The sequence below is a fragment of the Pseudomonas lini genome (genome assembly GCF_964063345.1).
In the GTDB taxonomy this organism is placed as follows: Bacteria; Pseudomonadota; Gammaproteobacteria; order Pseudomonadales; family Pseudomonadaceae; genus Aquipseudomonas; species Aquipseudomonas lini_B.
Genome location: NZ_OZ061318.1, coordinates 2,006,085 through 2,019,904, shown reverse-complemented (window position 1 = coordinate 2,019,904; position 13,820 = coordinate 2,006,085). Strand labels below are relative to the sequence as shown.

The following is a 13,820-nucleotide window of genomic DNA, read 5'->3' as shown; positions in this document are numbered from 1 at the left end:
GTATTGGGGTGTCGAGTACCGAAGACGAACATCTGGCGGAGTTGAAGGACTGGTGGACACGCAACGGCAAGCCCCTGGTCACTGGCGGCCTGTTGGCGCTGGTCATCGTGTTCGGCTGGCAGGCCTTTCAGAAGTATCAGAGCAATCAGTCGCAAGGCGCCTCGATTCTCTATCAGCAATTGCTCGAAACCACGCTGACGCCTGATGGCAAGCCTGATGCTGCACGTGTTTCGGATCTGGCTGGCAAACTCAACAGCGAGTTCGGCGGCACCGCTTACGCGCAATATGGCAGCCTGTTCGTGGCGAAAGTTGCGGTCGACAGTGCCAAGCTCGACGACGCAGCCAGCGAGTTGAAAGCCATTGTCGCCAAACCGGCCAACCCGGCACTCGGCGAAATTGCTCGTCAGCGTCTGGCGCAGGTACTGGCCGCGCAGAACAAGGTCGATGAAGCCCTGAAACTGCTCGAAGGCGATGCCGACAAGGCTTTCCTGGCTACTCGCGAAGAACTCAAAGGCGACCTGCTGGTGCAGTTGGGTCGTACCGACGAAGCGAACACGGCGTATCAAAAAGCCAAGGCGGCACTGTCGGATGAAGCGGCGGTCGGTGGCCTACAAATCAAGCTGGATGACCTGGCCAAAGGGGATGCGTGACGTGATCCGTTGGAAACATGCAGCATTGCTGGCTCTGGCCATATTGGCCGCGGGTTGCAGCAGCAACAGCAAAAAAGAATTGCCACCGGCCGAGTTGACCGACTTCAAAGAAGAAGTGGTTCTGCAAAAGCAGTGGAGTCGTTCGATCGGTGACGGTCAGGGCGAAACCTACAACATGCTGGTTCCGGCGATCGATGGCGATACCATCTATGCCGCCGACGTCACCGGTGTGGTGATGGCGATGGATCGCAGCAATGGCGACGTCAAATGGAAGAAAGATCTCGAACTGCCTGTTTCCGGCGCCGTTGGCGTGGGTTACGGTCTGGTCATGATCGGCACGCTCAAGGGCGAAATCGTTGCCCTGGACGCCAGCAGCGGTGAAGAGAAATGGCGCGCTCGCGTGACCAGTGAAGTGCTCGCGCCGCCGGCCACCAACGGTGACGTTGTTGTGGTTCAGACCCAGGATGACCGTCTGATCGGTCTGGATGCCGCTACCGGCAACCAGCGCTGGTTGTACGACAGCACGCCAGCGGTTCTGACCCTGCGCGGCACCAGCGCACCGATCGTCACCAACCGCCTCGCGGTGGCTGGCCTGTCGACCGGTAAAGTGGTCGCTCTGGATGTTTCCAACGGCGTGCCGGTATGGGAACAACGCGTAGCGATTCCACAAGGTCGTTCGGAACTGGAGCGTGTGGTCGATATCGACGGTGGCTTGCTGCTGTCCGGCGGTACACTGTATGTCGCCAGCTATCAGGGTCGCGTTGCGGCACTGGACCTGGAAAGCGGTCGTCAACTCTGGCAGCGTGATGCTTCCAGCTATGCCGGCGTTGCCCAGGGTTTTGGCAGCGTCTACGTGAGCCTGTCCGCAGGCACCGTTGAAGGCGTCGACGAACGTTCTACCACTGCGTTGTGGAGCAACGATTCGCTGGCCCGCCGTCAACTGTCGGCTCCGGAAGTGTTCTCCAGCTATGTTGCAGTCGGTGATATGGAAGGTTACCTGCACCTGCTGAGTCAGGTGGACGGTCGTTTCGTCGGCCGCGAGCGCATCGATAGCGACGGCCTGCGTGCCCGTCCGCTGGTGGTGGGTGACACGATTTATCTGTATGGCAACAGTGGCAAACTGGAAGCCCTGACCATTAAGTAAAGACTATGCTTGGGGTTTAACCCCCAAGCGGCCCCGTTCTGCGGGGCTCGCAGTGCTTACAGGCGCTGCCCCGAGCACCAGCCGCTGCCTCGCAGCGGCTTTTGTATTTTCTGAAATAACGAAGTGGAGAGCCGCATGGTTCCCGTAATCGCCCTGGTGGGCCGACCGAACGTCGGCAAGTCCACCTTGTTCAACCGCCTGACTAGGACTCGCGACGCCATCGTCGGCGACTTGTCCGGTCTGACCCGTGATCGCCAGTACGGTGAGGCCAAGTGGCAAGGGCGTTCCTACATTCTGGTCGACACTGGCGGTATCTCCGGTGACGAGCACGGTATGGACGAAAAAATGGCCGAGCAGTCGCTGCTGGCCATTGAAGAAGCGGATGTCGTTCTATTCCTGGTAGATGCCAAGGCCGGTTTCACCGCGGCCGACCAGATGATCGCCGAGCACTTGCGCAAGCGTAACAAGCGTTCTTACGTGGTTGCCAACAAGGTCGACAACATCGATCCTGAAATGGCCCGCGCCGAATTCGCCCCGTTGGGCATGGGCCACGCGATCCCGATCGCCGGTGCGCATGGTCGTGGCATCACCCAGATGCTGGAAATCGCCCTGAGCGACTTCCCAAAAGACGAAGAAGAACCGGAAGAAGGCGAAGAAGAGATCGTTGCCGAAGGCGAGGAAGCCAAGCGCATTCCTGGCCCAAGCGAAAAAGACGGTATCAAGATCGCCATCATCGGCCGCCCGAACGTCGGCAAGTCGACCCTGGTCAACCGCATGCTTGGTGAAGACCGAGTCATCGTTTATGACCAGCCCGGCACCACCCGCGACAGCATCTACATCCCGTTCGAGCGTAACGACGAGAAGTACACGCTGATCGACACCGCTGGTGTGCGCAAGCGCGGCAAGATCCACGAAGAAGTCGAAAAATTCTCCGTGGTCAAAACCCTGCAAGCGATCAAAGACGCCAACGTGGTGATCTTCGTGATGGACGCCCGCGAAGGCGTGGTCGATCACGATCTCAACCTGCTGGGCTTCGCCATTGAGTCGGGTCGTGCGCTGGTGATCGCGATCAACAAGTGGGACGGCATGACGCCGAGCGAGCGCGACTTCGTGAAGGTCGAGCTGCAACGTCGGCTGTTCTTCGTTGACTACGCCGATATCCACTTCATCTCGGCCCTGCACGGCACTGGCGTAGGCAACCTCTACGCGTCGGTGCAGAACTCGTTCAAGTCCGCCGTGACCCGCTGGCCGACCAATCGCCTGACCCAGATCCTGGAAGATGCGGTCGGCGAGCACGCGCCACCGATGGTCAACAACCGCCGGATCAAGCTGCGTTACGCCCACTTGGGTGGTGCGAACCCGCCGATCATCGTGATCCACGGTAACCAGATCGAGAAGGTGCCGAAGTCTTACGTTCGTTACCTGGAAAACACTTACCGTCGTGTTCTGAAGCTGGTCGGTACGCCGATCCGCATCGAGTTCAAGGGCGGTGAGAACCCGTACGAAGGCAACAAGAACTCGCTCACCGACCGTCAGGTCAACAAGAAGCGTCGCATGATGTCGCACCACAAAAAGGCCGACAAGAAGCGCCGCGACAAGCGCTGATTCACTACCTCACTCTTTTTTGTGAGGGGCTTGTCGTGGCGAGGGAGCTTGCTCCCGCTCGGCTGCGCAGCAGTCGCAAGTCAGCCGATGCGTTCTGCCTGAACGACTTCGGTTGCAGATATTGGGGCCGCTTCGCGGTCCAGCGGGAGCAAGCTCCCTCGCCACAGGTATTGCGGTGAATGTATTAGAAGAAGGGCGCCGGTTGGCGCCCTTTTTTTATGGGCGCCGTTTGGGCTATCCTCGGGCTCTCCCGTGCCGCCGTTAGAGCCGGGTGTAGCGCAGGGAATCACCGATGATCACCAGTAAGCTGCCGAATGTCGGCATCACCATCTTCACGCAGATGTCTCAGCTCGCGGCGCAAACCGGGGCGATCAATCTGTCTCAGGGGTTTCCCGATTTCGACGGCCCGCAGGCCCTGCGCGATGCAGTCGGTCGGCATATCGCCAGTGGCCACAACCAGTATTCGCCGATGACTGGCCTGCCAGTGTTGCGTCAGCAGATTGCGGCGAAGATTGCTCGCAGCTACGGCGCCCACGTCGATGCCGACCATGAAGTGACAGTCACGCCGGGTGCGACCCAAGCAATCTTCTATGCCATTCAGGCGGTTATCCGCAGCGGTGACGAAGTCATCGTGTTTGATCCGGCCTATGACAGTTATGAACCTTCGGTGGAGCTGGCCGGTGGCCGTTGCGTGCATGTGCAACTGGGCCTCAACGATTTCAGCGTCGACTTCCAGAAGCTTGCCGATGCGCTGAGCCCGCGTACGCGGATGATCATTCTTAACACCCCGCACAACCCCAGCGGCGCACTGATCAGCCGTGCCGAGCTGGATCAACTGGCGGCGTTGATCCGCGACCGCGATATCTACGTGATCAGCGACGAGGTCTACGAACACCTGGTGTTCGACGGTGTGCCTCACGTCAGCGTATTGGCCCACGAAGAACTCTATCAGCGCGCATTTGTGGTCAGTTCATTCGGCAAGACTTACCACGTCACTGGTTGGAAAACCGGTTACGTGGTGGCTCCTCCGGCCCTTACCGCGGAACTGCGCAAGGTTCACCAGTACGTCAGTTTCTGCGGCGTGACGCCGTTGCAATATGCCTTGGCCGATTACATGGCCGAACACCCGGAACACGTCGAAGAGTTGCCGGACTTCTATCAGGCCAAGCGCGATCTGTTCTGCGATCTGCTGACACCGTCGCGCTTCAGTTTCACCCGCGTGGCCGGTACTTACTTCCAGCTGGTCGATTACTCGCAGATTCGCCCGGACCTCAATGACGTCGAGATGGCGCTATGGATGACCCGCGAACATGGCGTCGCGAGCATCCCGATCTCGGTGTTCTACCAGACGCCACCCGAAGGCCAGCGCCTGGTGCGCCTGTGCTTTGCCAAGCGCGAGGAGACCCTGCGCGAAGCAGCGGCAAAACTATGCGTGATCTGAGTGCTCTGCCCAATCTGAATGTTGCGCTGATCCAGACCACCCTGGCCTGGCATGATCGTCAGGCCAATCTGCAGCATTTCGAGCCCTTGCTGGAACAGGCTCGCGGCGCAGACCTGATCATCCTGCCGGAGATGTTCACCACCGGTTTCTCCATGGAGTCGGAAACCCTCGCCGAGCCGGAAAATGGCCCCACCAGTAAGTGGTTGCGGGTTCAGGCGGCGAAACTGGATGCGGTGATCACCGGCAGCATCATCGTCCAGGTGGCTGACGGCAGTCATCGCAATCGTCTGTTGTGGGCGCGGCCGGACGGGGAGGTGTGGCACTACGACAAGCGCCACCTGTTTCGCATGGCGGGCGAGCACAACCATTTCACCCCGGGCGAGCGTCAAGTGCAGTTCGAATTGAAGGGCTGGCGAGTACGGCCGCTGATTTGCTACGACCTGCGTTTCCCGGTCTGGAGCCGCGATCCGCAAGATACCGATTTGCTGTTGTACACCGCCAATTGGCCGGGCGCCCGGCGTCAGCACTGGAACCGTTTGCTGCCGGCACGGGGGATCGAAAACCTCTGCTATGTGGCGGCGGTGAACCGCATCGGTACCGATGGCAAAGGCTTTGCGTATACCGGTGACAGTCAGGTCCTGGATTTTCAGGGTGAGACGTTGCTCAGCGCAGGCGATGCCGATGGGGTCTTCAAGGTTGTCTTGGACGCGGCGGAACTGGCGGCCTATCGCGCACGGTTTCCGGCGAATCTGGATGCGGATACCTTCGAGTTCACCTGAGATTTTCGCTGCCTGACAGGGCCTCATCGCGGGCAAGCCCGCTCCCACAGGGATCGGATGTACACATAAATTGTGTTCACCCCCTTCACTGTGGGAGCGGGCTTGCCCGCGATGAGGCCATAACAGACAACACAAAAACAGCAGGCAAACAAAAAGGCCCCAAGGTTCGCACCTTGGGGCCTTTTGCATTGCAGCGAAGGCTTACGCCGCTTTCGCTTCCGGCTGGCTCAGGGAGCGGTTCAGCGCGCTGAACAGGGCCTTGAAGCTGGCGGTGGTGATGTTTTCATCGATACCGACGCCGTGCACCGCACGCTCACCATTCACCCGCAGTTCAATGTAGGCCGCAGCCTTGGCATTGGTGCCCGCGCCGATGGCGTGCTCGTTGTAGTCCATGATTTCCACCGGAATCGGCAGGCCGGCCACCAGCGCTTCCAGAGCGCCGTTGCCCTTGCCACGCCAGTGCAGGTTGGTTTCGCCCTGACCTTTGCTGGAGACTTCCACTTCCACGGCGCTGTGACCGTTTTCTTCCTGCAAGCGATGGCTGACCAGCGCATACGGGGTGTTGGCCTGCAAGTACTCGCTGTGCAGCAATGCGTGGATCTGCTGGGCCGTCATCTCCAGGCCCAGACGATCGGTTTCACGCTGCACGACCTGGCTGAACTCGATCTGCATGCGGCGCGGCAAGTTGATGCCGTATTCCTGTTCCAGCAGGTAAGCGATACCGCCCTTGCCCGACTGGCTGTTGACGCGAATCACCGCCTCGTAGCTGCGGCCGATGTCGGCCGGGTCGATCGGCAGGTACGGCACTTCCCACAGGGCGTCCGGTTTCTGCTGGGAGAAGCCCTTGCGGATCGCATCCTGGTGGGAACCGGAGAACGCGGTGTGAACCAGGTCGCCGACATACGGGTGACGTGGGTGAACCTGGATCTGGTTGCATTCTTCGACGACTTTGCGCACGCCGTCGATATCGGAAAAGTCCAGTTCAGGGTGGATGCCCTGGGTGTAGAGGTTCAATGCCACGGTCACCAGGTCGACGTTGCCGGTGCGTTCGCCGTTGCCGAACAGGCAGCCTTCGACACGGTCGGCGCCGGCCATCAGGCCCAATTCGGTGGCGGCTACGCCAGTGCCACGGTCGTTGTGGGTGTGCAGGCTGATGATCACGCTGTCACGACGGTTGATGTGGCGGCCGAACCATTCGATCTGGTCGGCATAGATGTTCGGGGTGGCGCATTCGACGGTGGCAGGCAGGTTGAGGATCACCTTGTGCTCAGGCGTCGGGTTCCACACGTCGATGACCGCGTCGCAGACTTCCTTGGCGAACTCCAGTTCGGTGGCGCTGAAGGTTTCTGGCGAGTACTCGAAAGTCCACTCGGTTTCCGGCTGCTGGGCGGCGTATTTGACGAACAGCTTGGCGGCGTTCACGGCGATGGCCTTGATCCCGTCCTTGTCCTGGTTGAAAACAATGCGGCGGAAGGAAGGGGAGGTCGCGTTGTACAAGTGAACGATGGCTTTCTTGGCACCGCGCAGGGATTCGAAGGTACGTGCGATCAAGTCTTCACGGCCCTGGGTCAGCACCTGAATGGTGGTGTCGTCCGGGATGTGGCCGTCTTCGATCAGGGTACGCACGAAGTCGAAGTCGGTTTGCGAAGCGGCCGGGAACGAGGCTTCGATTTCTTTCACGCCGACTTGCACCAGGGTTTTCCAGAAACGCAGCTTCTTGACCGCGTCCATGGGCTCGATCAGCGACTGGTTGCCGTCACGAAGGTCCGAGCTGCACCAGATCGGCGCTGCGGTGATGGTCTTCGATGGCCAGGTGCGGTCCGGGATGTCGATGGTCGGGAACGCGCGGTATTTCGAAGACGGGTCTTTGAGCATGCTCATCGGGAAATCCTTGTTGTGTGGGCCGAAAAAAGGCGGCCTGCCGGTGGATCAAATGTTCTGGGGATAAAGCGTAAGACGAGGCACCGCGATTCAGCCTGGCAGTCGTGCACTGACGAGGCACAGGCTGCGGTGCTGGCGAAGCTGAATGAGGGTGTGAGAGGTTTTCATGCCTTCAACCCTAACCGCGGGGGTGAAGGATGGCAAGCAGTCGAAAAAAATTGAGAGGAATACTCGAAAAGTCGAGTTTATTGAGATTTTGTTGCGGTGAATGACGGAGATTGTATTGATGTTTGCGCGAGGTTTGAGCGATGCGCAATTGAAGGTTGGCGATTGCAGTTCGGTCGACGCAGCTATTCTTAAAGCCTCAACCAGGCGACCAGAAAGCAGGAGTTGGCAATGAACGAGTCGGATTGGAAGCTCTATAGCGCATTGCGTCCGGTAGCCCATGAGCGGATGTGTATCCGGATCATGGAGGAGGTCGAGCGTGTGGTGCTGGATAAAAGCCTGACGCCTTATGAACGTATTGAAGCCAGTGAAGAAAGGCTGAAGGCCGGTCAGCAGGAGCTGTATTGGGCGTTTGGCGTTTTCAGTCACTCACGCAATGAGGCGCCTGCTCATTTGCTGGGGCTGTGTACTCATGAGCTGATCACATCTGAAGAATTGGCTGGTTTTTCGGAGGAAACCCAGACCTGGATCAAAGAGCGTCTGGCGCACAGGGAGGTCCACGGGATTGAGGATCTTGAGGCGGAATAAGCGGCGCCTGTGACATTGCCTTCGCGGGCAAGCCTCGCTCCCACAGTATCTGTGTCGTTCACAGATTTTGTGTACGACACAGATACTGTGGGAGCGAGGCTTGCCCGCGAAGAGGCCATCAGCCTCACCGGCTATTTAAGGCTGAAACGCCCCAATAAAAATCGCCGGATCCACCCGCGCATCGTTCAGGCTGATGTTCCAGTGCATATGCGGCCCGGTCGCGCGCCCGGTGGAGCCTACTTTCCCGACCACGCCACCACGCGTCAATTGCTGCCCAACTTTCACATCGATCTTCGACATGTGGCAGAACATGCTGATAAAGCCCTGGCCGTGGTCGACAAACACCGTATTGCCGTTGAAGAAGTAGTTACCGATCAGAATCACCTTGCCGGCGGCCGGGGTTTTGATCGGCGTGCCGGCAGGCACCGCGAAGTCGAGGCCCGCGTGGGGATTGCGCTCTTCGCCATTGAAAAAGCGGCGCACGCCGAACTTGCTCGACAGCGGCCCGTTGACCGGTTTGTCCAGCAGCAGATTGCTCGGGGTGTTCGGGCTGAAGCTGCGGTAGGCCTGGATCTGCTCCGCCAGCTCACCCTCGATACGCTTGAGATTCTCCGGGTTCGGATTGACCTGCTGGGTATTTTTCAGGGTGATGTGCTGTTCCGGGTATTTCTTGCCGCCGACGGTGAAGTTCAGGTTGCGACCACCGCTGCTAAGCGACTGGCTGCCCGGTTTGACAGTCAGCGGCACGCCGACGATGGCCAGCCAGTTGTTCTGTTCCTTGACCACCAATACCGGTTTGCCTTGATATCTGGCTTTGGGGGCCTGGGCGGCGCTGCCCAGATCCACCACCGCCACGCCACCCGGCACCGGTTTGTTCAACAGGCGGGTGATGTAACTGTCGGCGTGGGCGTTGAAGGTCAGGCACAGCAACAGCAGCGGAGCTAAAAAACGCGGCATGGATCAATCCAGTAGAGAAAGGGTTACAGGCGTCAGGTGATTGTCTTCGACGCGCACTTGCAGCTCGCCTTCGCCCAGTTTGGCTTTCAGGCGCTGGCCGGTATGGGTCTGTGCGGCGCTACGAATCGCGTTGCCGCGCTCGTCCAGCAGAATGCTGTAGCCACGCGCGAGGGTCGCCAACGGGCTGACCACATGCAGCGTCTGCATCTGACTTTGCAGTTGCAGCCGGCGGGATTTAAGACCTTCGCGCATGGCCCGGGGCAGGCGTTCGGCGAGGCTGTCGAGGCGCTGGCGAAGCATCGCCAGTTGTCGCCCCGGATGTTGCCCGGCGAGGCGGGTTTCCAGACGGATCAAACGTTCGCGACGGGTATTGAGGCTGCGTTCGAAGGCGCGGCGCATACGCATGTCCAGATCATCCAGACGTTGTGCTTGCTGACGCAGTCGTTCGCCGGGATGACGCAGGCGCCGGGCCATGCCTTCCAGACGCAGCCGATCGCGCATCAAACGGTCGCGGATGCGCATCACCAGGCGCCGGTGCAGACTTTCGACGCGACGCACCAGATCACTGGAATCCGGCGCGAGCAGTTCGGCCGCGGCGGACGGTGTCGGGGCGCGGACGTCGGCGATGAAATCACTGATCGACACATCGGTTTCGTGGCCGACGGCGCTGACAATCGGCGTTACGCAGGCATCCACGGCGCGAGCCACGGCTTCTTCGTTGAAACACCAGAGGTCTTCCAGCGAGCCGCCACCACGGGCCAGGATCAACGCGTCGAAACCACGGGCGTCCGCCAGTTTCAGTGCGCGGACAATCTGCGCGGTGGCTTCGCGGCCTTGCACGGCGGTGGGGATCAGCGTCAGTTGGATCTGCGGCGCGCGGCGACGGAACACACTGATGATGTCGCGGATCACTGCGCCGGTGGGCGAGCTGATGATGCCGATGCGTTGCGGATGCGCCGGTAGCGGCACTTTGCGCTCGGCACTGAACAGGCCTTCGGCGCTGAGCTTTTCCTTCAACGCATCGAAGGCCAGACGCAGGGCGCCGTCACCGGCCGGTTCCACGGTGTCGAGAATCAGTTGGTAATCGCCACGGCCTTCAAACAGCGAAACCTTGCCGCGAACCTTGACCGCCAAGCCGTCCTTCAGCGCCTGGCGAACCCGCGCGGCGTTCTGCCGGAACAGCGCGCAACGCACTTGGGCGCCGCTGTCCTTGAGGGTGAAATACACATGGCCGGACGCCGGGCGGGCGAGGTTGGAGATTTCGCCTTCGACCCAGATGTTGCTGAACACGTCTTCGAGCAACACCCGCGCGCGGCCGTTGAGCTGGCTGACAGTCAGGACTTCCCGGTCCAGACCGAGTCTTGCAAAAGGATCTTTAATCATGGGGCGCATGATAAAGGCATTCGTCCATCGATCTCCATGAATCAACACAAATCCCCTGTGGGAGCGACCTGTGGCGAGGGGGCTTGATCTGGCCTAATAATTCCGGACGCCTCTTAAGGGCGATATGATTTCGCCAATTTGGAGGTTCCATGAAAGAAAGAAGAGTCTTTTCCCGCGAGTTCAAACATCGTGCAGCCAGCATGGTGATTGATGACGGTTGTTCGGTACAGGAAGTCTGCGCGTCGCTGGACATTAGCGCCACCGCGTTGCGGCGCTGGGTGGATCAGGTTCGCAAGGAACACAAGGGGCAACCGGTTCAAGGCACCAAGGCCATTACTGAGGATCAGCGCCAGATTCAGGATTTGAAAGCCAAGATCAAACGCATGGAAATGGAAGCCGAAATCTTAAAAAAGGCTACCGCTCTCTTGATGTCGGATCCCGATCGTTTTCGATGATCGCGGAGCTAAGAGAGTCATTCCCGACCGCCATCCTGTGTCGCGTTTTCGATGTGAAGCGCAGCAGCTTTTACGAATGGCTACAGCGTCTCTCGCGGCCTAAGATCGAGCGCGAAGAGCTCAAGGGGAAGGTGGTCGAACTGCACAGCGAAAGCCGGGAAGCCATGGGGTCCAGAACGATCAGCAAGCATCTGCAGGCCCAAAACATAGCGGTCGGAAGAAGCCTTGTTAAAGCCCTGATGAGGGAAGCCAACATTGTCAGCAAACAACGCCAGCCTCATCCATTCAGATCCAAAGGAGTTGAAGCATTTGTCGCGCCCAACCTGCTCAAGCGCAATTTCAAGCCGACCGCGGTCAATCAAGTCTGGTGTGGCGACGTTACAAGCTTGATGGTAGGCAAGCGCTGGGTTCATCTGGCCATCGTGATCGATTTGTTTGCTCGTCGGGTCATTGGTTGGGCATTTTCGCTGGTCAATGACGCCAACTTGGTGAGTAAAGCGCTACGCATGGCGACAGAGCTTCGAACCTGCCCACCTGGGTTGATGTTCCATTCGGATCAGGGCTGTCAGTACACCAGTCGCAAGTTTCAAGAAGAGCTGATGCGCCATGGCATTTTGCAGAGCATGAGTCATCGCGGGCAGTGTTGGGACAATGCTCCAACGGAACGCTTTTTCGGCACCCTGAAGTCAGAATGGGTCCCTCGCAACGGCTACAGCACGAGCGAGGAAGCACAAACCGATATGGTGCGTTTCTTCATGTACTACAACCGCACCAGGCTCCACAGCTACAACAACTACCTGTCGCCAATAGCTATGGAGCTAAAAGCGGCATAAACACCGTAACTGGTGTCCGGGATTACTTGACCAGATCAGCTAGCCCCCGTTTGAGTGCGTAGCACTCACAAGATCTTTGGTACATCAGAGATTTTGGGGCCGCTTCGCAGCCCAACGGGGGCTAGCCCCCTCGCCACAGTTCGCTCCCACAGTGGGTTGTGCAGGTTTTGATGAAGTGTTGAACCAGCATCGTGGGATTTTGCCGATAGGCGAGGGCGACGGTGCTGTGGCAATCGGGGTCGGCCAACGGGAGAAAGTGGATATCCGGTGGCGCGATGTCCTGCATTGATTCCGGTAACAGCGCGATGCCGAACCCGGCCTGGATCAATTGCAGTTGCGTGGTTTTGCGTGACACCACCCGAGCCGCCCTCGGAAAGAACCCCTGGCGCATGCACAACTCGGCGGACAAATAGCTCAGGCCGCCACGCTGTGGATGAGGGATGGAAATAAACGCTTCATTCTTCAACTGCGACAGATCGATGCCTTGCGCGGACTTATCCACAGCCAGCCGATGATTCGGCGGCACCGCCAGCAACAGACGCTCGCTGTACAGCGGAACAATCTGCACCCCTTCACGCTGACGCAATACTGGCAGGCGCAACAGGCCCACATCGAGGCGACCTTCGGCCAATTCTTCCAGTTGCGCCTCGGAGGACAGCTTGACGATGTCCATCAACACACCGGCGTGCCGATCCAGATAGACGCTGATGCCTCGCAGCAGCCGACCGCTCATGGGCACGGTGCTGGAATGACTCAGGCGCAACACGCCGAGTTGACCGGTGCCCACCTGAGTGGCCATCTCGCTGGCCTTGGTCAGTTCGTTCAGCAGGTTTCTCGCCCGAGGCAAAAAGGCCTCACCCGCCGCTGTCAGTCGGGGCTGGCGCGCGGTGCGTTCGAACAGCGGCGTTTGCAGCCGGGTTTCCATGTCCTTGATCTGTCGGCTCAAGGCTGATTGAGCAATAAACAGTCGTTCGGCTGCAGCGCTGAAGCTGCCGCTCTCGGCGATTTCCACGAAGTAGCGCAATTGACGGATTGAAAGCACGAGGCATGCCTTTTCGAGATGGGTGGTCGACATTGAAGATATTAGTCGCAACGCTCGGCGCTGGCTAAAGTCATCACAGGAATTAAAGGAAGCCGTGACGATGAGTGTGCTGGAGCTGTTAAACCAATGGCCGTGGGGTGCGGTGGATTGGCTGGTGATCGGGTTGGGCGTTGCCCTGGCCTACATCGTGTTCGGTATCGCCGGTTTTGGCACCGCGCTGGTGGCGGGGCCGATTCTGATCCTGTTCATGCCGCTGTCGAAAATCGTGCCGCTGCTGGTGTTGCTGGATTTCGTCGCGGCGTTCGGCAATCTGCTGCCCTCGCGACGGGATGTGGCGAGGCCCGAATTACTGCGACTGTTGCCGTGCATGGCGGTGGGCTGCACGTTGGGAGTGATATTTTTGCTGAACCTCAAATCCGATGTGTTGCTGCTGTTGATGGGGCTGTTTATCAGCGCCTATGCGATTTACAGCCTGTGGATTAAAACCCGTCCGGCGCAATTGTCTGCCGGGTGGGCAGTGCCGATGGGCACGGTGGGTGGGATGTTCGGGGCGCTGTTTGGCAGTGGCGGCTTTTTATATGCGATCTATTTGAATAGTCGATTGCCCAAGGATGCGGCCCGGGCAACCCAGAGTGCGCTGATCAGTTGCAGCACCGTGGTGCGTTTGAGCCTGTTTGCCATCGCCGGTGTGTATGCCGAGCTACCCTTGTTGGTATTGGCGCTGTGTTTGTTGCCAGCGATGGCGCTGGGATTGTGGATCGGCCGGCGGTTGACCATGAAACTGTCCCGCGAGGCATTCGTGCGGCTGGTGACCTGGTTGGTACTGGCCAGCGGGATTGCCTTGATCGGGCGCTATTTGAGTACTTGACCGGATTTCGTCAGGGATTAAGCTGCCGG

General features: G+C 59.2%; 13 protein-coding genes. 9 read left to right on the top strand and 4 right to left on the bottom strand.

What is annotated here, in order from left to right; genetic code table 11:
- Nucleotides 1-8: 8 nt before the first annotated feature.
- The 5 genes from AB3226_RS08995 to AB3226_RS08975 all read left to right on the top strand — a co-directional run bounded on the left by AB3226_RS08995 (nt 9) and on the right by AB3226_RS08975 (nt 5,619).
- A complete protein-coding gene (locus tag AB3226_RS08995) occupies nt 9-650 on the top strand; it encodes a tetratricopeptide repeat protein (protein WP_030129851.1) in 642 nt (213 codons plus the stop codon).
- Nucleotides 643-1,794, top strand: a complete 1,152-nt coding sequence (gene bamB, locus AB3226_RS08990; RefSeq protein ID WP_032830306.1) for an outer membrane protein assembly factor BamB — start codon at nt 643-645, stop codon at nt 1,792-1,794. The genes AB3226_RS08995 and bamB overlap by 8 nt, the downstream gene beginning before the upstream one ends.
- 135 nt (nt 1,795-1,929) lie before the next feature.
- On the top strand, nt 1,930-3,399 hold the full coding sequence (gene der, locus AB3226_RS08985; RefSeq protein ID WP_038981746.1) for a ribosome biogenesis GTPase Der: 1,470 nt from the start codon (nt 1,930-1,932) through the stop codon (nt 3,397-3,399).
- Between the two features lie 292 nt (nt 3,400-3,691).
- The gene (locus AB3226_RS08980; protein ID WP_367372826.1) at nt 3,692-4,840 is read left to right on the top strand and encodes a pyridoxal phosphate-dependent aminotransferase; all 1,149 of its coding nucleotides are present in this window, start codon (nt 3,692-3,694) and stop codon (nt 4,838-4,840) included.
- Nucleotides 4,828-5,619 (top strand): amidohydrolase, encoded by a 792-nt coding sequence (locus tag AB3226_RS08975; RefSeq protein WP_217854394.1) that lies wholly within the window; start codon nt 4,828-4,830, stop codon nt 5,617-5,619. The genes AB3226_RS08980 and AB3226_RS08975 overlap by 13 nt, the downstream gene beginning before the upstream one ends.
- 201 nt (nt 5,620-5,820) lie before the next feature.
- Here the strand turns inward: AB3226_RS08975 and leuA are convergent, their stop codons facing one another.
- Nucleotides 5,821-7,500: a 2-isopropylmalate synthase gene (gene leuA, locus AB3226_RS08970; RefSeq protein WP_367372825.1), complete on the bottom strand. Its 1,680-nt coding sequence runs from the start codon at nt 7,498-7,500 to the stop codon at nt 5,821-5,823.
- A gap of 396 nt (nt 7,501-7,896) precedes the next feature.
- Here leuA and AB3226_RS08965 point away from each other — a divergent pair, with 396 nt between their 5' ends.
- Nucleotides 7,897-8,253, top strand: coding sequence for a hypothetical protein (locus AB3226_RS08965; RefSeq protein ID WP_367372824.1), 357 nt, complete (start codon nt 7,897-7,899; stop codon nt 8,251-8,253).
- A 135-nt stretch (nt 8,254-8,388) separates the two neighbouring features.
- On the opposite strand, the gene AB3226_RS08960 is transcribed toward AB3226_RS08965, so the two are convergent.
- Both AB3226_RS08960 and xseA read right to left on the bottom strand, forming a co-directional pair.
- The gene (locus AB3226_RS08960) at nt 8,389-9,210 is read right to left on the bottom strand and encodes a peptidoglycan DD-metalloendopeptidase family protein (protein WP_367372823.1); all 822 of its coding nucleotides are present in this window, start codon (nt 9,208-9,210) and stop codon (nt 8,389-8,391) included.
- 3 nt (nt 9,211-9,213) lie between these two features.
- Nucleotides 9,214-10,593, bottom strand: a complete 1,380-nt coding sequence (gene xseA / locus AB3226_RS08955; RefSeq protein WP_367375773.1) for an exodeoxyribonuclease VII large subunit — start codon at nt 10,591-10,593, stop codon at nt 9,214-9,216.
- A gap of 149 nt (nt 10,594-10,742) precedes the next feature.
- On the opposite strand from xseA, the gene AB3226_RS08950 reads away from it, so the two are divergent.
- Nucleotides 10,743-11,048 carry a transposase gene (locus tag AB3226_RS08950; RefSeq protein ID WP_229801896.1) on the top strand — a complete coding sequence of 102 codons (306 nt, stop codon included), beginning with the start codon at nt 10,743-10,745 and terminating at the stop codon, nt 11,046-11,048.
- Nucleotides 11,045-11,881 (top strand): IS3 family transposase, encoded by an 837-nt coding sequence (locus tag AB3226_RS08945; protein WP_367372336.1) that lies wholly within the window; start codon nt 11,045-11,047, stop codon nt 11,879-11,881. Before AB3226_RS08950 ends, AB3226_RS08945 begins: the two co-directional genes overlap by 4 nt.
- A 121-nt stretch (nt 11,882-12,002) precedes the next feature.
- Here the strand turns inward: AB3226_RS08945 and AB3226_RS08940 are convergent, their stop codons facing one another.
- The gene (locus AB3226_RS08940; RefSeq protein WP_367372822.1) at nt 12,003-12,923 is read right to left on the bottom strand and encodes a LysR family transcriptional regulator; all 921 of its coding nucleotides are present in this window, start codon (nt 12,921-12,923) and stop codon (nt 12,003-12,005) included.
- A gap of 100 nt (nt 12,924-13,023) precedes the next feature.
- Between AB3226_RS08940 and AB3226_RS08935 the strand changes: the two genes are divergently transcribed.
- Nucleotides 13,024-13,791, top strand: coding sequence for a sulfite exporter TauE/SafE family protein (locus tag AB3226_RS08935; RefSeq protein ID WP_367372821.1), 768 nt, complete (start codon nt 13,024-13,026; stop codon nt 13,789-13,791).
- Nucleotides 13,792-13,820: the final 29 nt, after the last annotated feature.